The organism is Streptococcus zalophi, assembly GCF_016481285.1.
GTDB classification, from domain to species: Bacteria; Bacillota; Bacilli; order Lactobacillales; family Streptococcaceae; genus Streptococcus; species Streptococcus zalophi.
Window position 1 is genome coordinate 40,173 of the sequence record NZ_JAENBP010000008.1, and the last position, 17,147, is coordinate 57,319.

18 protein-coding genes and 1 pseudogene are annotated in these 17,147 nt (G+C 37.8%); 1 reads left to right on the forward strand and 18 read right to left on the reverse strand.

Going from position 1 to position 17,147, the window contains the following annotated elements:
* Window positions 1–77: 77 nt before the first annotated feature.
* From rpsI to rpsO, 13 genes and pseudogenes are all read right to left on the reverse strand, one after another.
* The gene (rpsI, locus tag JHK64_RS06315; RefSeq protein ID WP_199568160.1) at window positions 78–470 is read right to left on the reverse strand and encodes a 30S ribosomal protein S9; all 393 of its coding nucleotides are present in this window, start codon (window positions 468–470) and stop codon (window positions 78–80) included.
* A gap of 19 nt (window positions 471–489) precedes the next feature.
* On the reverse strand, window positions 490–936 hold the full coding sequence (gene rplM / locus JHK64_RS06320) for a 50S ribosomal protein L13 (protein ID WP_018370165.1): 447 nt from the start codon (window positions 934–936) through the stop codon (window positions 490–492).
* A gap of 179 nt (window positions 937–1,115) precedes the next feature.
* Window positions 1,116–1,310, reverse strand: a complete 195-nt coding sequence (locus JHK64_RS06325; protein ID WP_199568161.1) for a helix-turn-helix transcriptional regulator — start codon at window positions 1,308–1,310, stop codon at window positions 1,116–1,118.
* Window positions 1,307–1,765 carry a hypothetical protein gene (locus JHK64_RS06330; RefSeq protein WP_199568162.1) on the reverse strand — a complete coding sequence of 153 codons (459 nt, stop codon included), beginning with the start codon at window positions 1,763–1,765 and terminating at the stop codon, window positions 1,307–1,309. The genes JHK64_RS06325 and JHK64_RS06330 overlap by 4 nt, the downstream gene beginning before the upstream one ends.
* A 60-nt stretch (window positions 1,766–1,825) precedes the next feature.
* The gene (locus tag JHK64_RS06335; RefSeq protein ID WP_199568163.1) at window positions 1,826–2,287 is read right to left on the reverse strand and encodes a hypothetical protein; all 462 of its coding nucleotides are present in this window, start codon (window positions 2,285–2,287) and stop codon (window positions 1,826–1,828) included.
* A gap of 154 nt (window positions 2,288–2,441) precedes the next feature.
* Window positions 2,442–3,335, reverse strand: a complete 894-nt coding sequence (locus JHK64_RS06340) for a DUF7916 family protein (protein ID WP_199568164.1) — start codon at window positions 3,333–3,335, stop codon at window positions 2,442–2,444.
* Between the two features lie 77 nt (window positions 3,336–3,412).
* The gene (gene rlmB / locus JHK64_RS06345) at window positions 3,413–4,141 is read right to left on the reverse strand and encodes a 23S rRNA (guanosine(2251)-2'-O)-methyltransferase RlmB (protein WP_199568165.1); all 729 of its coding nucleotides are present in this window, start codon (window positions 4,139–4,141) and stop codon (window positions 3,413–3,415) included.
* Window positions 4,142–4,182: 41 nt separating this feature from the next.
* Window positions 4,183–4,572: a Mini-ribonuclease 3 gene (locus JHK64_RS06350; RefSeq protein WP_199568166.1), complete on the reverse strand. Its 390-nt coding sequence runs from the start codon at window positions 4,570–4,572 to the stop codon at window positions 4,183–4,185.
* Window positions 4,565–5,914: a cysteine--tRNA ligase gene (gene cysS / locus JHK64_RS06355; RefSeq protein ID WP_199568167.1), complete on the reverse strand. Its 1,350-nt coding sequence runs from the start codon at window positions 5,912–5,914 to the stop codon at window positions 4,565–4,567. The genes JHK64_RS06350 and cysS overlap by 8 nt, the downstream gene beginning before the upstream one ends.
* Window positions 5,914–6,432 (reverse strand): annotated as a pseudogene (cysE, locus tag JHK64_RS06360) (serine O-acetyltransferase); the annotation flags it as partial. The gene cysS and the pseudogene cysE, both read right to left, overlap by 1 nt.
* A gap of 20 nt (window positions 6,433–6,452) precedes the next feature.
* Complete coding sequence (locus tag JHK64_RS06365) at window positions 6,453–7,214, reverse strand: SseB family protein (protein WP_199568169.1); 762 nt, start codon at window positions 7,212–7,214, stop codon at window positions 6,453–6,455.
* Window positions 7,195–9,348: a polyribonucleotide nucleotidyltransferase gene (gene pnp, locus JHK64_RS06370; protein ID WP_199568170.1), complete on the reverse strand. Its 2,154-nt coding sequence runs from the start codon at window positions 9,346–9,348 to the stop codon at window positions 7,195–7,197. The genes JHK64_RS06365 and pnp overlap by 20 nt, the downstream gene beginning before the upstream one ends.
* Before the next feature lie 220 nt (window positions 9,349–9,568).
* Entirely contained in the window at window positions 9,569–9,838 is a 270-nt protein-coding gene (gene rpsO / locus JHK64_RS06375) for a 30S ribosomal protein S15 (RefSeq protein WP_199568171.1), read from the reverse strand.
* 196 nt (window positions 9,839–10,034) lie between these two features.
* Here rpsO and def point away from each other — a divergent pair, with 196 nt between their 5' ends.
* Window positions 10,035–10,649 carry a peptide deformylase gene (def, locus tag JHK64_RS06380; protein WP_199568172.1) on the forward strand — a complete coding sequence of 205 codons (615 nt, stop codon included), beginning with the start codon at window positions 10,035–10,037 and terminating at the stop codon, window positions 10,647–10,649.
* Window positions 10,650–10,715: 66 nt separating this feature from the next.
* On the opposite strand, the gene JHK64_RS06385 is transcribed toward def, so the two are convergent.
* From JHK64_RS06385 to lplA, 5 genes are all read right to left on the reverse strand, one after another.
* On the reverse strand, window positions 10,716–12,461 hold the full coding sequence (locus tag JHK64_RS06385) for an ABC transporter ATP-binding protein (RefSeq protein WP_199568185.1): 1,746 nt from the start codon (window positions 12,459–12,461) through the stop codon (window positions 10,716–10,718).
* Window positions 12,462–12,685: 224 nt separating this feature from the next.
* Window positions 12,686–13,558: an SDR family oxidoreductase gene (locus JHK64_RS06390; RefSeq protein WP_199568173.1), complete on the reverse strand. Its 873-nt coding sequence runs from the start codon at window positions 13,556–13,558 to the stop codon at window positions 12,686–12,688.
* Between the two features lie 45 nt (window positions 13,559–13,603).
* Entirely contained in the window at window positions 13,604–15,325 is a 1,722-nt protein-coding gene (locus tag JHK64_RS06395; RefSeq protein WP_199568174.1) for an ABC transporter ATP-binding protein, read from the reverse strand.
* Between the two features lie 348 nt (window positions 15,326–15,673).
* Window positions 15,674–16,048, reverse strand: coding sequence for an OsmC family protein (locus JHK64_RS06400; protein ID WP_199568175.1), 375 nt, complete (start codon window positions 16,046–16,048; stop codon window positions 15,674–15,676).
* Window positions 16,049–16,119: 71 nt separating this feature from the next.
* Complete coding sequence (gene lplA, locus JHK64_RS06405; protein ID WP_199568176.1) at window positions 16,120–17,112, reverse strand: lipoate--protein ligase; 993 nt, start codon at window positions 17,110–17,112, stop codon at window positions 16,120–16,122.
* Between the last annotated feature and the right edge of the window lie 35 nt (window positions 17,113–17,147).

Genomic DNA, 17,147 nt, shown 5'->3' on the forward strand with positions numbered 1-17,147 from the left:
ACTCTTCTTTTTTTAAAAAAAAAGCACCTTGCAAGATTTTTGCAAAGTGCTTGTAAACAGTAATATAATCGTTTTGATTAACGTTTTGAGAACTGGCTTGCTTTACGAGCTTTCTTAAGACCTGGTTTCTTACGTTCAACCATACGTGCGTCACGAGTAAGAAGACCTGCGCGTTTCAATGAATCGCGGAAATCTGGATCTACTTGTAACAATGCACGCGCGATACCATGACGGATCGCTCCTGATTGTCCAGCATAACCACCACCAACAACGTTAACGAAAACGTCGTATGAACCAACAGTTGAAGTCACTGCAAATGGTTGGTTGATGATTAAACGAAGGTCAGCATGTGGGATGTATTCTTCAACATCTTTTTTATTAACAGTAATTTTTCCAGTACCTGGAACCAAACGAACGCGTGCAACAGCGTTTTTACGGCGTCCTGTACCTGCATATTGTGCTTGTGCCATTATTTAATGCTCCTTTCTCTTAGATAAGTCCTGAGATATCAAGTACTTCAGGTTGTTGTGCAGCATGTGTGTGCTCAGCTCCTACAAATACTTTCAATTTCATCCCTTGCGCACGTCCAAGAGTGTTGTGCGGAAGCATACCTTTGACAGATTTCTCAATCAAGCGAACAGCATTTTTAGAACGCAATTCACCAGCAGAGATTTGTTTCAATCCACCTGGATACATTGAGTGAGTGTAGTAAATTTTATCAGTTGCTTTTTTACCAGTTAATTTCACTTTTTCAGCATTGATAACGATAACAAAGTCACCTGTATCAGTATGTGGTGTAAATGTTGGTTTGTTTTTACCGCGAAGCACGCTTGCGACTACTGCAGAAAGACGTCCAAGAGGCACATCAGTTGCGTCAACAACGTACCATTTACGGTCAACTTCACCTGGCTTAGCCATGTATGTTGTTTTGTTCATGATTTCTCCTATACAAATCGTTTATGTTTACAATGTGGATGTTCCGGTCCACGGGTTATTTCAAAAGCTTTCCGGGGCTTACGAAATGGGGTAAACAATACCGCTTATAATCATATCAAAAAAAGAGGGGTAAAGTCAAGTACTTTAGCCCTTCTTTTCCTTTTTATTTTTAATTTCTCTCATTCTTCCCAAAACAAATCGTCAAGGGTTTTATCAAGCGCCTTACAAATCTCAATACAAAGCTTAATCGTAGGATTATAGCCCCCTTTTTCGATAGCAACAATGGTTTGCCTTGACACACCAACAAGATCAGCCAAGGCTTGTTGCGACAAGTCTTTAGCAACCCGTGCTGATTTTAGTTTTAAATTCTTCATGCTTTATTCTCTCTATCATTCAAATACAGGCGATACAAAATACTACTTCCTATAACTACTTGTGCAAAACCTAGGATCATTAAAGAAGTATCATTCTCACTCAAAAAGCGTAAGACATTCCCATTTACCTGCACCGTCTCCCAAATCGTATAGATAAGAGTTATTATACCAAAGAACAAGAGTAAACCACCAACAAGATAGCCATTTTTACCAAAGCGTTTATCAACAAAAATGGAAGCATCGTGTATTGTCGCATAAACAACCTGAACGGTAATCCCAACTAATAGGGCTAGTAAAATCAAATCCTTGCCAGCATGAACAACTACTGCTAAGCGAATGAACCAAAATGAAATCATAAGTGTCAAGACCATAGTCCAAAAGCCAAGTTGATAACTTCTAAACAAAATTTGTTCTTGTCGTTCATCCATTTTTGTTATCTTTTTATCTTTCAACATTTTATTTCCTTTTCTCATCAACGATTTATTTCTAATAAACTAAGATTTTCCTTCAAACACCTAACGATTCGTTTTTTCCTTTTTTTCTTTAATGATTTTTACCAAGGTTGTTATCCCGATACTAAAAAAGAAGAGAAAATTTAAAATTTTAGGAATTTCCCAAAGACTTCTTAAAACAGAGTAAAGATGTAAAAGTGAGAGAAATAAAGAAGAAATAGCAAAATAAACTTGGTTTTTATCATTAAGATCAAAATAAGCATCCTGCCAAATACTATAATTGGAATAGACAATAATTCCTAGCGAAAACGGCAGAAAGAGTAATTCAACAGAGAGTCTCACCCCAGTAACTATTGAAAGAACAATAATAGCAAGTAAAATGACCATTACAGTAAAAAAACTCAACTTATAGGCCTTGTATTGTTCAAGTATTTGACGTTCATCATAACGTTTAAAGGCTTTGGTATATTTCAAATAAGCCCCAAAGAAACATAACAACACAATGATTATTAGCATTCCAGTCATATTTTAAACCTCCTAAACTTATTTCTATTATATGATATAACAATCATTATGTCAAATATAGTATACATTTTATTGCATTGACCACATTAAAAAGACTAGGTAAAACCTAGCCTCTAACACTGATATCATTAGTTTTTATCTCAGCAATTTAGCCTTAGCGTCTCACAGACTGTCCCATTCTAAAGTAGGTATGACGTCTGCCACGTACCGCAATGCTTAAAGCGAGGATGTTTTCTGGGATTGGCATACGACCATAGCCGGCATCACCAATATGGTGGATATCACTACCCACGCGCTTGTTGCTGAGAGCAAATTCACGAATGGTCGCTTCATCAGCACTTTCTTGGCTAGTACCAATGGTACTCATGACAAGACCACCCATTGCTTTGATACGGTCAACGATTGGTGCCAACTCATGCTCTCTCACACCAGGCACCGTACCAACACTAGGCACTAAAACACCATCAGCGCCAGCTGTGATAAAGTCAGACAAAACATCACCATCTACAACAGCCTCTCCAACACCGGCACCGTGCATTTTGCCCGCAAAAATTAAGCCGTTAAAGGACTCTCTAGCTATACTAATCGCTTCTTTAATCGCCTTTAAGGAGACTCCGGTAGAAGGATTGCCCGTCAACAAAAGAAAATCAACGCCTAACTCTTGGGCTTTGATAAAGGTCTCTTTGGTCGCTAAACGCCCTTTGGGAAGACTGATTTTCTCATCAACGACAGTCACATTCTCATCAACAGGCTCAAGGTTAATCCCAATAGGACGACCCGTCAAGCGCTTGAGTTCAGCAATCGGATTTAGCGTGTCATAAAAACCATTGATGTATTGGGTGAAGACATCAAACTCATTGAGCACGAGCAGATCAGCGCCAAAACTCGCCATCATCTCGGCATTAGTCACCCCATCAATCAAGGGCGCAGCCGTCACGATAGTCTCACCCAAAATAGTACGCCCCTCACTGCTTTTAATGGCCTGTTTGAAGTCGTCTTTCGTCATCTTTTCAAAATCACTCGCATAGCACGAAATTAGTCGTTTCATAGCACTTCCTCTTACTCTCTAATAACGGATTATTATTTTTATTTTTTGGTCCATCCTTATCAACACACATCGTTTGTTTACAAGCGATGACGATAAACCTCATACATGAGAATGGCAGCCGCCACACTGGCATTGAGGCTTTGCACGTGTCCACCCATGGGAATGGTTATCATCTCATCCACTTGTTTTTTCAGGTTGGCAGAAATACCTTTGCCTTCATTGCCGATAATCAAGGCAAGCTTTCCTGAAGTGTTCCACTTGGTTGATGGCGTGCCATCCATATCAGTTCCAAAAATCCAGAAACCAGCTTCTTTTAGCTTATCAACTGTCTGATTGAGATTAGTCACCCGCGCAATCGGGAGGTGTTCAATCGCACCTGTAGAGGTTTTCGCAACAACAGGTGTCACCCCAACCGCACGATGTTTAGGGATAATCACACCACAAACTTGAGTGGCATCAGCCGTTCTTAAAATAGAACCAAAATTATGAGGATCATTTAAACCATCCAAAATAAGGATGAGAGGATTCTCCTCCTGACTAGCTTTAGCCAAAATGTCTTCTAATTCAGAATAGGCATAAGCAGACACCCTCAAAACAAACCCTTGATGAACAGCTCCTTGCGTCATCTCAGATAAAGCTTTTTTAGACGTCCAAGAAATAGACACCTTTTTTTCAGTTGCTAGAGCCTTAATTTTATCAACATTTTTGCCACGCAAATCATCCTGCACATAAAGCTTGTTGCCCGTATTTGCCTGTAAACTCTCAATTACGGCATGAACGCCATATACTATATCATTATTTTCCATACCTTCATTATAACAAAAAAAGACAAGTTTCCTTGTCTTTTTTATGATTCTTCGACAACTTTAAAACACCAAGCGATTAATTCTTCCAGACGCTCAACTTGTTCGGTCATATGAAGATAGCCAATTACCGCTTCAAAGCCAGTTGACATCCGATACGTAATAACATCGGTATTTTTAGCCTTGGTGTTGCTGGTCGCATTACGGCCACGACGATAGATATCTTCTTCCTTGTCCGTCAACAACTTTTCATCAATCAGTTTATTGATTAGCATGGCTTGAGCCTTAGCTGACACGTAATGTGTCGCCATTCGGTGCAGTTGATTGGGCTTGGTTTGCCCTGTCATGATGAGATGTCTACGCACATACATCGAATAAACCGCATCCCCCTCAAAAGCCAGAGCAATCCCGTTAATCAAGTTAACATCAAGCACGCGTCCACCTCACACCATCTTTGGTATCTAATAATTTAATCCCTTTTTTGGCTAAATCATCTCTAATACGATCAGCTGTAGCAAAATCTCGGTTCTCTCTAGCTTGTTGGCGTTCTTCAATGAGTTTTTCAATCGCTTCATCAAGAATGTCTTCTTCGTCATCAAAGAAAATACCAAAAACAGCTAACAAGTCAGAAAAAACAGTCTTAACAGCTTGATTATAGTTCCCTGAATTAATCCATTTAGCCAACTCAAAGATAACGGTAATCCCATTAGCAGCGTTAAAATCATCATCCATGGCTGTAGTAAACTGGCTGACAAAGTCATTTAAACGCTTCTCATCCACAGTCTCTTTGAAGGATTGTGAATAAGCATTTTTAAGGTATTTGAGGTTAACGTCTGCATCATGAATCGCTTTTTCAGTAAAATTAATCGGTTTACGATAGTGCTGTGTTGCCAAAAAGAAACGAAGCACTTGACCATCAACCGTTTTTAACATGTCATGAACAGTGACAAAATTGCCTAAAGACTTAGACATTTTTTCATTGTCAACATTGACAAACCCGTTGTGCATCCAGTAATTGGCAAAGGTTTGACCTGTTTTAGCTTCAGACTGAGCGATTTCATTAGTGTGGTGAGGAAACTCAAGGTCTGCACCACCAGCATGAATATCAATGGTATCACCTAGCAATTCCGTTGACATAACAGAACACTCAATATGCCAACCAGGGCGACCAGCACCCCACGGACTATCCCAAGAAATTTCACCCTCTTTGGCTGATTTCCATAGGGCAAAATCAAGAGGATTTTCTTTAAGTGCCCTCTCGTCATCCACACGGCCACTTGCACCTGCTTCTAAGTCAGCTAAGGTTTTGTTTGCCAACTTACCATAGTCTTTAAATTTAGTCACCCTATAGTAGACATCACCAGAAGCCTCATAGGCATAGCCTTTCTCCAATAAAACAGTGATGAAGTTGATGATGTTTGGAATGTAGTCCATCACGCGCGGATGATTGGTGGCAGGTTTGACAAAAAGTTTACCAGTGTCTTCTTTAAAAGCTGCGATAAAAGTATCTGCCACTTCTTTAGGAGTCATCTCCAACTCAATCCCAGCCTTGATGATTTTATCATCAACATCGGTAAAGTTTGAAATGTAGTTCACTTGATAACCACGATACTCGAAGTAACGACGAATGGTATCAAAAGCAACGGTGCTTCTAGCATTACCGATATGAATATAATTATAAACCGTTGGCCCACAGACATACATTCTCACCGTCTTTTCTTCTATCGGTTGAAACTCCCGAAGGCTTCTTGTCATCGTGTCATAAATTTTAATCATTCTTTCCCCTTACTTTTTGTTGGCTTCGCCGGAATACCAACAACGGTTATACCTGCTGGGACATCCTTTAAAACAACAGCCGATGCACCGACTTTAGCATATTCACCGATTTCGATAGGACCAATCAGCTGCGAGTGAGCAGATATTAAAGCACCACGTCTCACCGTAGGATGTCTTTTACCACATTCTTTCCCCGTACCCCCAAGTGTCACACCGTGATAAAGAAGGACTCCTGTTTCAACGATGGCTGTCTCTCCTATCACTAGGCCACTCCCGTGGTCAATGAAGACACCAGAAGCAATCTGGGCTCCTGGATGAATCTCAATTTGTGTTAAAAAGCGCCAAAATTGGCTATGCATTCTTGCTATTAACTTAAAACCATGTTCCCACAAGAAATGGGATACTTGGTGAGCAGCAAGTGCCTTAACCCCTGGATAAGTCAGTAAAATTTCAAGGGTACTTCTTGCTGCGGGATCATTTTTTTTAACAATAGCAATGGTTTCTTTCCACCAACCCATATAACTCCTTTATCGTCTCTTTAAGGTAACTGTTCCCAAGAGAGCATCTCCATCTCCTCATCAAAAGGATTAATCACAATCCCTTTTGAGGGTAGTATCTCATTTTCTCCTGATTGTGGGTGTCTTAATTCGTTCAATTGCCAAGCTAACATAGTGCCTTTAGCTTCTCTAAACCGTAGACCAAACTTCTCATGATTATACCAGCGAGCAAAACTTTCCAAGTTAGAAAAGACAGGGATATAAATATCACCATCAGGGTTTGTCATGGTTGGAAATAGTCTCTTTTTATCATCTTCTTTTGTCAAAGAAAATGATGGGATGAGATAGTATTTTTCCAATTTCTCTGCTTTTTGATTATCTTCATTCATCAATCGGTTCAAAATAGTTGTGAAATAATTAATAAATGTGACTAATTCTCCACTTTTAAAAGTTGTAGTGTTACCAAAATCACCTGTCTTTTTTAAGTTAAAGATAAGACCATATAATTTATTAACAAGTACTTCTTCTAAAATTTCCAAACTTGAGCGAAGAATCCAATGTTGACTTTGAGCACTTTCTTGAATAGCTTTAAAAGCGTCCAAATCCTTCTCATCAGTAAATACTGGTGTTACTTTTTTACCATCAACCTCAATAGCATAAGGTGCTTCACTCGCCCAAACAGGGCTTTGGTGAAGGCTATTCACAAAAGCAATGCTATCTAAAAAATTATCCGGTGCGTTGATAAAAGCGCGCAAGCGTTTATCAATTTCTGCCATAATGTTATTATTTGTCTTGTTTGTCATGTTTTTCTTCTTTACGTTCTTTTTTCTCAGGTCTTGGTGGTCTTGGCAAAAGTGCCTTCATTGACGCATCAACACGTCCCTTGTCATCCACTTTAATGACTTTGACAGAAACCGTATCCCCTATAGCCACTAAATCTTCAACCTTGTTAGTTCTTGCCCAAGCCATTTCTGAAATATGAACAAGGGCGTCAGTCTTATCAAAGAGATTCACAAAGGCACCGAATTTTTCAATTCTAACGACTTTAGCTTCATAGACATCACCAACTTTTGCTTCACGTACTAGGTTAGCAATAATTTCTTTGGTACGATTAATCGCTTCTTGATCGCTTGAGTAGATAGAAACCATACCTTCTTCGTCAATATCAATCTTAACGCCTGTTTCAGCGATAATCTTATCGATGGTTTCACCGCCTTTACCGATGACAATTTTAATTTTATCGACATCAATTTGAATGGTATCAATTTTTGGTGCGGTAGGTGCCAATTCTGGACGAGGTCCAGAAATAGTGTCATGAATGACATCAAGAATTTCAAAACGTGCTTTTTTCGCTTGGGCTAGTGCTTCTTCCAAGATTTGAGGCGTAATTCCTGCTATCTTGATATCCATTTGAAGGGCTGTAATCCCTTCTCTTGTCCCAGCCACTTTAAAGTCCATATCACCAAAGTGATCTTCTAAGCCTTGGATGTCTGTTAAAATAGTGTAGTTATTGCCATCAGAAATTAAGCCCATAGCAATTCCTGCTACTGGCGCTTTAATCGGTACACCACCAGCCATAAGAGCAAGCGTACCCGCACAGATTGAGGCTTGTGAGCTAGAACCATTTGATTCTAAGACTTCTGCCACCAAACGAATGGCATAAGGGAAATCCTCATAACTTGGTAACACTTGTTCAAGCGCACGTTCCCCTAGCGCCCCATGACCAATCTCACGACGACCAGGTGCCCCGTAACGGCCTGTTTCACCAACAGAGTATTGTGGGAAATTATAGTGATGCATGAAGCGTTTTTTGTACACGTCATCAAGACCATCAACCAATTGTGTTTCACCAAGTGGTGCCAAGGTTAAAACAGACAAGGCTTGTGTTTGCCCACGTGTAAATAAACCTGAACCATGAACTTGTGGTAAGAAATCAATTTCAGCATCTAGTTGGCGAATCTCATCAACACGACGACCATCAGGACGAATTTTATCTTCTGTGATCAAGCGACGCACTTCTGCGTGTTCCATCTGCTCTAAAATCTCAGCCACATCACGCATAATGGTTGCAAGATCCTCATCATCAGCATATTTTTCTTCGTAAACAGCTTTAACTTCTTCTTTGACGGCTTCTGTTGCTGCTTCACGCGCTAATTTTTCTTCAACTTGTACGGCTTTTTGTAATTGTGTATTGTATTGAGCAATAATTTCTGCTTGCAAGTCTTTATCGACTTGGAGAAGTTCAACCTCTGCTTTTTCCTTACCAACTTGGGCAACAATCTCTTCTTGGAAGGCAATCAATTCTTTAATCGCATCATGACCAAGTAGAAGAGCTTCCAACATGATATCTTCGGTTAATTCTTTGGCACCAGACTCAACCATGTTAATGGCGTGTTTAGTTCCTGCCACAATGAGGTCTAATGAAGAAGCCTCTTGTTCTTCTTGTGTTGGGTTAATAATGTATTTACCATCTACATAAGCCACTTGAACCCCTGCGATTGGACCATCAAATGGAATATCAGAAACGGATAATGAGAGTGATGACCCAAACATTGCAGCCATAGGTGCAGATGCATTAGCATCGTATGAAAGTACTGTGTTAATCACTTGCACTTCATTTCTAAAACCTTCTGCAAACATTGGACGAATCGGACGGTCAATCAAACGTGCGGTTAGAGTTGCATTGGTACTTGGACGGCCTTCACGTTTATTGAATCCGCCTGGGTATTTCCCAGCAGCATACATTTTTTCTTCATAATTGACTTGAAGTGGGAAAAAATCACCAGTTGCCATTTTTTTAGACATGGTTGCTGCGGTTAAGACCGTTGTTTCACCATAACGAACAACGACAGCCCCATTGGCTTGTTTTGCCACCTGACCAATTTCAACCACTAAAGGTCGCCCAGCAAAAGTTGTTTTAAACACTTGTTTTGACATAAAAACTCCTTGAATCTATTTATTATTTGATACATCGTTTGCTACAAAAATCAGCCTACTTCTCTAGAAATAACCTCATCTTTGTATCAATCATGTATCCCTTTTATTTTACCACAAATGAGATAAAATAAAAAACGTCTTAGCTACTGTTTTTCAGATGTTTTCATTTTCTAAAAAAGAAAAAAGCTCCCAGAGGGAACTTTTCTTTTGACAGTCTTGATTAACGACGAAGACCTAATGAACCGATTAATTCACGGTAACGGTTAACGTCAGTGCGACGTAAGTACGCTAATAAGTTACGACGGTGACCGATTTTTTTCATCAATCCACGGTAAGTAGCGTTATCTTTTTTATGAACTTTAATATGTTCGTTTAAGTGGTTGATTTCCCATGTTAATACTGCCACTTGAACTTCAACACTACCTGTGTCACCTTCATGACGAGCGTATTGTGCGATAATTTCATTTTTTTTCTCTTTTGAAATTGCCATTATTTTTCTCCTTTTTATGCTTTATCCGAGTCATAGGTTTTGGCAGACCTAAAACCAAGAAAAAGTTGGTGTGTCCTTTGGACATCATTCATTGTATCAAAAGAGACTCCCTTTTGTCAAATAGTGCCACTTTATTTCTTGTTTTTTTTATGATATAGTTAGACATGAAATTAGATTTAGAAATCGAGGAATACTCATGTCTGTTCAAGAAAAATTAATTCGTGCTGGTCATCTCATTGATATGGACGATATCATCAGAGAAGGAAATCCTACTCTTCGTGCCAAAGCTAAAGAAGTGACCTTACCACTTTCTGATGAGGACATCAGACTTGGTGAAAAAATGATGCAATTTTTAAAACACTCACAAGATCCTGTAATGGCTGAAAAAATGAAACTGCGTGCAGGTGTTGGTTTAGCAGCACCACAAATTGATATTTCAAAACGTATTATTGCTGTTTTAGTACCAAATCCTGAAGACCCAGAAGGCAATCCACCAAAAGAAGCCTATTCTTTAGAGGAAGTCATGTATAATCCAAAAATCTTATCACACTCTGTTCAAGATGCTGCTTTAGCTGAAGGCGAAGGTTGTCTATCTGTTGACCGTACTGTAGAAGGTTATGTGGTTCGTCATTCACGCATCACCATTGAATACTATGATAAAAATAATGAAAAACACAAACTAAAATTAAAAGGCTATAATGCCATTGTTGTCCAACATGAAATTGACCATATTAATGGTGTGCTTTTCTATGACCGTATCAACTCTAAAAATCCATTTGAAAGAAAAGAAGGACTACTCCTATTAGATTAGTCACTAAAACAACAAAAACCTTTGACCTTGTTAGAAACAAACTAACAAAGCCAAAGGTTTTTTTTATTAAGCAATCGTTTTTTGAATGTCTTGCATCTGAGCATAACGACCATTTTTAGCCATTAATTCTTGATGGGTTCCTTGTTCAACAATTTCACCATTATCTAAAACCAATATCTGATCAGCATCTTGAATGGTTGACAGGCGATGAGCAATAATAAAGGTTGTTCGACCTTCTTTCACAACTGCCATGGCTTTTTGGATAATCTCTTCGGTTTCTGTATCAATATGAGACGTCGCCTCATCTAAAATAAGAATTTTTGGATCAACAAGCAGAGTTCTTGCAAAAGCAATCAATTGTCTTTCGCCACTAGAAAAGGCTGCTCCTTTTTCAACCACTTTTTCATGAATGCCATTTTTTAATCGCGCTATCATGTCACTAGCACCAACACGCTTAAGAGCTGTCATAATCTCTTCATCAGAAAAAACAGGATTATTCATGGCCACATTACTAGCAATCGTCCCTGAAAAAATATAAGGGTCTTGAAGAACAATCCCCATATGACTACGAAGACTCTCTCTTGAAAACTCTCTGGTATCTTGACCATCAATCATGATTCGACCTTCTTGTGGATCATAAAAGCGATATAACAGATTCATAATGGAAGATTTTCCTGAACCTGTATGACCAACTAGAGCAACTGTCTGACCTGCTTTAGCATGGATAGCAATGTTTTTTAAAACTTTTTTATCAGCTTCATATGAAAAAGAAACGTTGTCAAAAACCACATCACCAACAGCAATGGTAAGTTCTTTGTCTGAATCATCTTCAAGCGGTTCGTCTAAGAGTTCTAACAGGCGTTTTCCCGTGGTTAATGACCGTTTAAGATTTGGCAAACTTCGTACTAAATTTCCCATCATATCAAACAAGATAGAAACATAATTGATGTAGATAAATAGTCTACCTGGTGTGATTAGTGAATTATTGGCTAAAAATTGATAACCAACAATCGTTAGGGTTCCAGCAATCACAAAATTTTTTAACATTTCCATCAAGTTCCAAGAAAGCGAACTATCAATCAAAATAGCTTTGTTTTCTGATTGACGCATTTTCTCTGATAACTGAAGAAAGTCGTTCATGATCCGTTTTTCCTGATGGTACAGTTGAATCACAACAGAACCATTCATCGTTTCATTCACTTGCGTGTTGATTTCACTTCTAGCTTCATAAAAATTAGAAATCGGCTTTTCCGTAATACGATTATAAAGAAGTTGCCAGTAATAAAAAATAGGGAGTAGCAAGAGTAAAAATAGTCCCAGCTTCCAATCTAAGAAAAAGACAATCCCATAAATAATTGTAATTCTCAAACTCGCACGAACAAGATTAGATAAAAGATTAGCATAGAACTGTGTTCTAATGGTTTCTGTATCATTAACAATCCGAGTAGCGATTTTCCCTGCCGGCTTATCATCAAAGTAGGAAATAGGGAGTCGTTGCATCACTCGGTAGGCTCTTTCACGTAAAAAGGCAGCTGTTTTATTAGCAGAATGCATCAAAAGACGAGTTGACACATAATAACCGATGCTATAAACAACCATTAAGGTCACAAATAAAGATAGATATCTTAACAGCAAGGCTTGATTGAGTGGCAACCCTTTAGATAAATCACTCAAAGGGCCATCAATAATTCTTCGTACAATGAGTGGTGACACTTGCTGTAAAAGAGACGACATTAAGAGCAAAATCATCCCCAAACCAAAAATTTTTTTAACTGCTTTTAATTCTTTTACTAATGATAAAATAACACTCAAAATTAATCCTCCTTCGTTTGTTGGCATAGATATTATTCATAATATCAACCTTTTTTAGCCATCAAATCTACTGGTTTACCAACACTAGCGAAAGTTTCTCTTGATTTAATGCTTAAACTAACTTCTGTCAAACTTTGGTTTGAACCATTTGATAAATAAACAAACAAGATTCAAACACTATTACTTCTGATTTTAAGACCAACTGACCATCTTTTTCTAGTTGATCATCTCTCGTTTTTTCTATTTTTGACTTCTTGGTTAAAAAAATCTTCTAATTTTTCAGTGCCAAATTTTGGAGCAGACATATCCATCGCCATGGTCGTCATTATAAATTCTAATGGGCCATAGATCTTTTGACCAGTAAACGTCCTAATGGCACTAAGAGTAAATCTTCTTAAAAAATCCGGTAAGTGCACTATCCTGATTTTTTTGTGATACGCCTTTAATGCTAATACTGCCATTTCGTTTTGCGAAAGTAGCTCAGGACCGCCGATAGCTAATTCTTTTTCATCATTTACGATAGAATCAACGACCACAATGGCTAAATCTTTTCCGTGAATTGGATTGAGTTTTAATGTGCCATCTCCAAACAAATACACTGTCCCGTTTTTTGCCATGTTGAGAAATTCCGCCATATCTGAGAAAAATCCATTTGCTCTGATAATGGTGTAATCTAAGCCTGAGGCTTTTAAATAATCACCTAATTTTTCTTTGGCTTCACAAATTTTTAAATGTCTCAGCTGTTCACCTTTAAAAACCGAAACATAGATAAACTTTTTGACACCACTTTTTTTAGCGTCATTGATTAGGTTTGCGTTTGCCTGATAGTCAACATCCATATAGGTTAATCCATCTTTTTGACGCGTAATACCAACTGTACTAATCACGATATCAACATCCTCGCAAATACCTTTTAGATCCTCAGGACTTGTTACTTGCGCTTCAACGATTTCAAGGGTTTCTGCTATCAGGTTAACTTTATTTTTATTCCTCACAATGATTTTAGTTGGATAGCCTCTTTTTATCAGCTCCTGCATTACAAATCTTCCCAGATATCCTGTAGCTCCTGCTAAAAGTACTTTTTCGTTGGTCATCATTTCACACCTCCTTAATGGCTCATGAAACATGTGTTTTGACTGGAATTAATCTTCCTTCGTTTGTTGGCGTAAGTATTGCTCATAATACCAACCCTTGTTAGCAATTAAATCGGCAGGTTTTCCTGCCTCAACAATCTTACCTTCCTCTAAAACAATCACCCAATCAGCATGGTTAACAGCTGATAGCCTGTGAGTCACAATGATGGTTGTTTTTTCTTGTCGCTCTTTTTGAATATTATCAATGATAGCTTGCTCAGTTTTAGCATCAACAGCTGACAAGGAATCATCTAAGATGAGAATATCTGGATTCTTTAAGAAGGCTCTAGCAATTGAGATGCGTTGTTTTTGACCCCCTGATATCGAAACACCTTTTTCACCAATAGCAGTTTCAAGTCCTTTGGACATGCGGTTTAAATCGTCAGTAAAGGCTGCTGTCTCAATAGCTTTTAAAATATCTTCTTGACTAGCATCAGCATTTCCCACAGCAATATTGTCACCAACAGATTTTGAAAACAAAATGTGCTCTTGTGGTACATAACTAATGGCATCTTCGATAGACGTTTTTTGATAGTCAACGACTGGTCTTTGATTGATATTAAAAACACCCTGTCCTACTGGGTATTGTCTTAGAAACTGACGCACAAAAGTCGTCTTCCCAGAACCTGTTTTACCAACAACACCAAGAGTTTCTCCCGCTTTAATACGTAAACTAATATCAGATAGACTTTGGTTTGAACCATTTGGGTAAGTAAACGAATAATGATCAAACACTATCTCTTCTGGTTTTGTTAAGATAATCTTCCCGTCTTTTTCAAGTTCATCACCAGTTACTAACAATTCATTAATTTTTTCAAAAGACGTTTTACCAACTTGATAGGTTAAAATAAATTCTGCCAACATCCAAAATGGCTCAACTAAAGATGAAGCGTAGATCTGAAGAGCAATAATTTGACCCAAGGTTAGGGTCCCATCTTGGATGCCATTTGCTCCCATCAAAAGAATAATCACCGTTGAAATCCCTAAAAAGAAGAAAAATAAGGGACCATATGCAGATTGGTAGCGTCTAACGTAATCATCTTGTCTAGCTAATTTTTGTGTGCTCGCTTGAAATTTTTTGAACAAATCTTCTTTTTTACTATACGCTCGAATCACACGAATACCTTCAATGACTTCTAAGACTTCATCGCTTAGACTGGCAATGGCGTTACGATTTTTTTCAACTAAAACATCTTGTTTTTTCCCCAAAAAGTAGATACACCCTGCTAACAAGAGTAGGGGAATAATAGCAAAAAGACTAACTGACCATGAAATAAAAAACATGACAGGAATCACAAAAAGAACTGTGCCACCAGCATAAAAAACAACCATGAGACCAAAACCAACGAGTTCTTTGAGTCCTTCTGAATCGGTTGTAAAGCGCGTCATCACATCTCCAGAACGAAACTTGTCAAAAAAAGGTGTTCTCATCTTCAATAATTTTTGAAATGCCTGTTTTTGTAGATTCAAACGAAATTCGACAGAGGATTGGAACAAGTAACGCGCCCAAATATAAGCTGTCACATAAGAAATAACAGTAACAAAGATTAAATAAATGGCATTGTTAACTAATAGTTGCGAGGTGAGTTGCCCTTTTGTCATCAAATCGACAACCTGCTCAATGATTTTAGTTGGAATAACCAGACTCACATCATAAATAACAAGAGCCGTCACAATCAGCAAGTAACGCCACTTCTTTTTCATAATAAAATGATAGATTAGTTGAAACATCACGTTTTCCTCTTTCTTTTGACCTCATCTTTTTATAGGCATCCTTTCAATCGAGTAATGACTATACGACAGCTAGCCTAAAACAGCCTAAAAAGATTATAAAAATACAAAAAGACCCATAGTAGAACAACTCCTACCATGAGCCTTTGATAGTGCGTTTAAAAAACACTACATTTTCAGGTCAGAAAGGAGTTTATTATTATCTAACATCATAGCAATCCATAATTTGTTCATGACTTTGTACTCCTTTCCTTAAATTCGTTATTAATAGTAACATAAATATACAGAGATGTAAACCATTTTTATTTTTCTAGCAAAATAATTATCTTCCAACACAATCCTCAAATTCTATTGAGTGGTTTCTAAAAGAGAAATAGCAACCTTAACGTCATCACGCAAAAGTTTTTTAACACGACAGTAGTCATCAATATAAGCTAGGATGGCTCCTGATTCTTCTTGATTATATGAATGATGAATAGCCACTGTTAAGCTGAAATGATCATCTTCATAAGAGGAAGACACTTCAATTGGTACCTCGTTTAATTGATGGTGTTTTTTAAAATACCCTTGCACACACATGGTAATACATGACCCTAAGGCAATATTAACAAGACTCATTGGCGTTTCTCCTTGTTGTTTGACACCAAATAACTCTACAGAGTCCCCATAGCCTTCTGATTTAACATGAAAAAGACGATCACCAATAATTTTTGTTTGATACATATTAAACTCCTTTGATAGATAATTTATAAACAAAACAGGAGAAGAGTATATCTTCTCCTGTTAAAGACTTATTAAGCCACGATAGCTTTTGCGACTTCTTCTACTGTCATACGTGAGAAATAAGCAGTTGTATCGATGGTTTTTAATTTTTCAAGAACTGCAGGGTATTCATAAGGAACACCAACTAACAATTCTTCAATTTCACTAACATCTTTAATTCCAAAGAAGTCACCGTAAATTTTAATCGATTTAATGATTGACTTGTCAACATTGGCATAAGTAGTAATCTTACCAGCTGGATAGCGAACATTACGAGAAATGGTATATTCTGGTGCTTTACCATACGTCCAATCCCATGTCCCAAAAGTTTCTTCTGCTGACTTTTTAATATGAGCCAATTCTTCATCTGATAAAACATATTCTGTCATATCAGGATGTGTTTTTTTCATTTGCTCTAAGAGGGCATCTTTAAATTCAGTAACAGTGATTTTTTTAGGTAATTCACTTAAAATGTTAGTCACACGTGCACGCACTGATTTAATCCCTTTTGATTCAATTTTATCCTTGCTCACTTTGAGGGCACTTGCTAAAACTGATAAATCAACATCAAAAAGTAAAGCACCATGGTGCATCATACGTCCTTTGTAGTATGCTTGAGCGTTACCACCGAATTTTTTACCATTAATTTCCAAGTCATTACGACCTGTAAACTCAGCTTTAACACCCATATCTGCTAATGTTTCGATAACTGGAGCTGAGAATTTTTTGAAGTCAAAAGCGCCTTCTTCTCCTGATTTTGAAGAAATAATGGTGTAGTTAAGATTATTTAAATCATGATAAACAGCCCCACCACCTGACAGACGACGAACCACTTTGATACCATGTTCATCAGTATATTCTTTATTAATTTCTTCAATGGCATTTTGGTGTCTACCGATAATAATGGCAGGCTCATTTATCCAGAGAATAAAAATTTCATCCTCATCCATTAATTCTCTAAAAGCATAGGCTTCTAAGGCAATATTAAAAGCTGGGTCATTGCTATTGTTGACAATATATTTCATTTGTAACTCCTTACCTTATGATAATGATAGAACTA

Excerpts from the sequence above, each read along its gene's own strand:
- rpsO (WP_199568171.1), bottom strand. The coding sequence starts at position 9,838 with ATGGCAATTTCAAAAGAGAAAAAAAATGAAATTATCGCACAATACGCT.
- JHK64_RS06390 (WP_199568173.1), bottom strand. The coding sequence starts at position 13,558 with ATGATGACCAACGAAAAAGTACTTTTAGCAGGAGCTACAGGATATCTG.
- JHK64_RS06365 (WP_199568169.1), bottom strand. The coding sequence starts at position 7,214 with ATGACAAACAAGACAAATAATAACATTATGGCAGAAATTGATAAACGC.
- rlmB (WP_199568165.1), bottom strand. The coding sequence starts at position 4,141 with ATGGAAAATAATGATATAGTATATGGCGTTCATGCCGTAATTGAGAGT.
- JHK64_RS06335 (WP_199568163.1), bottom strand. The coding sequence starts at position 2,287 with ATGACTGGAATGCTAATAATCATTGTGTTGTTATGTTTCTTTGGGGCT.
- JHK64_RS06400 (WP_199568175.1), bottom strand. The coding sequence starts at position 16,048 with ATGTATCAAACAAAAATTATTGGTGATCGTCTTTTTCATGTTAAATCA.
- JHK64_RS06340 (WP_199568164.1), bottom strand. The coding sequence starts at position 3,335 with ATGAAACGACTAATTTCGTGCTATGCGAGTGATTTTGAAAAGATGACG.
- JHK64_RS06330 (WP_199568162.1), bottom strand. The coding sequence starts at position 1,765 with ATGTTGAAAGATAAAAAGATAACAAAAATGGATGAACGACAAGAACAA.
- lplA (WP_199568176.1), bottom strand. The coding sequence starts at position 17,112 with ATGAAATATATTGTCAACAATAGCAATGACCCAGCTTTTAATATTGCC.
- rpsI (WP_199568160.1), bottom strand. The coding sequence starts at position 470 with ATGGCACAAGCACAATATGCAGGTACAGGACGCCGTAAAAACGCTGTT.
- def (WP_199568172.1), top strand. The coding sequence starts at position 10,035 with ATGTCTGTTCAAGAAAAATTAATTCGTGCTGGTCATCTCATTGATATG.
- cysS (WP_199568167.1), bottom strand. The coding sequence starts at position 5,914 with ATGATTAAAATTTATGACACGATGACAAGAAGCCTTCGGGAGTTTCAA.
- rplM (WP_018370165.1), bottom strand. The coding sequence starts at position 936 with ATGAACAAAACAACATACATGGCTAAGCCAGGTGAAGTTGACCGTAAA.
- JHK64_RS06395 (WP_199568174.1), bottom strand. The coding sequence starts at position 15,325 with ATGTTTCAACTAATCTATCATTTTATTATGAAAAAGAAGTGGCGTTAC.
- JHK64_RS06325 (WP_199568161.1), bottom strand. The coding sequence starts at position 1,310 with ATGAAGAATTTAAAACTAAAATCAGCACGGGTTGCTAAAGACTTGTCG.
- pnp (WP_199568170.1), bottom strand. The coding sequence starts at position 9,348 with ATGTCAAAACAAGTGTTTAAAACAACTTTTGCTGGGCGACCTTTAGTG.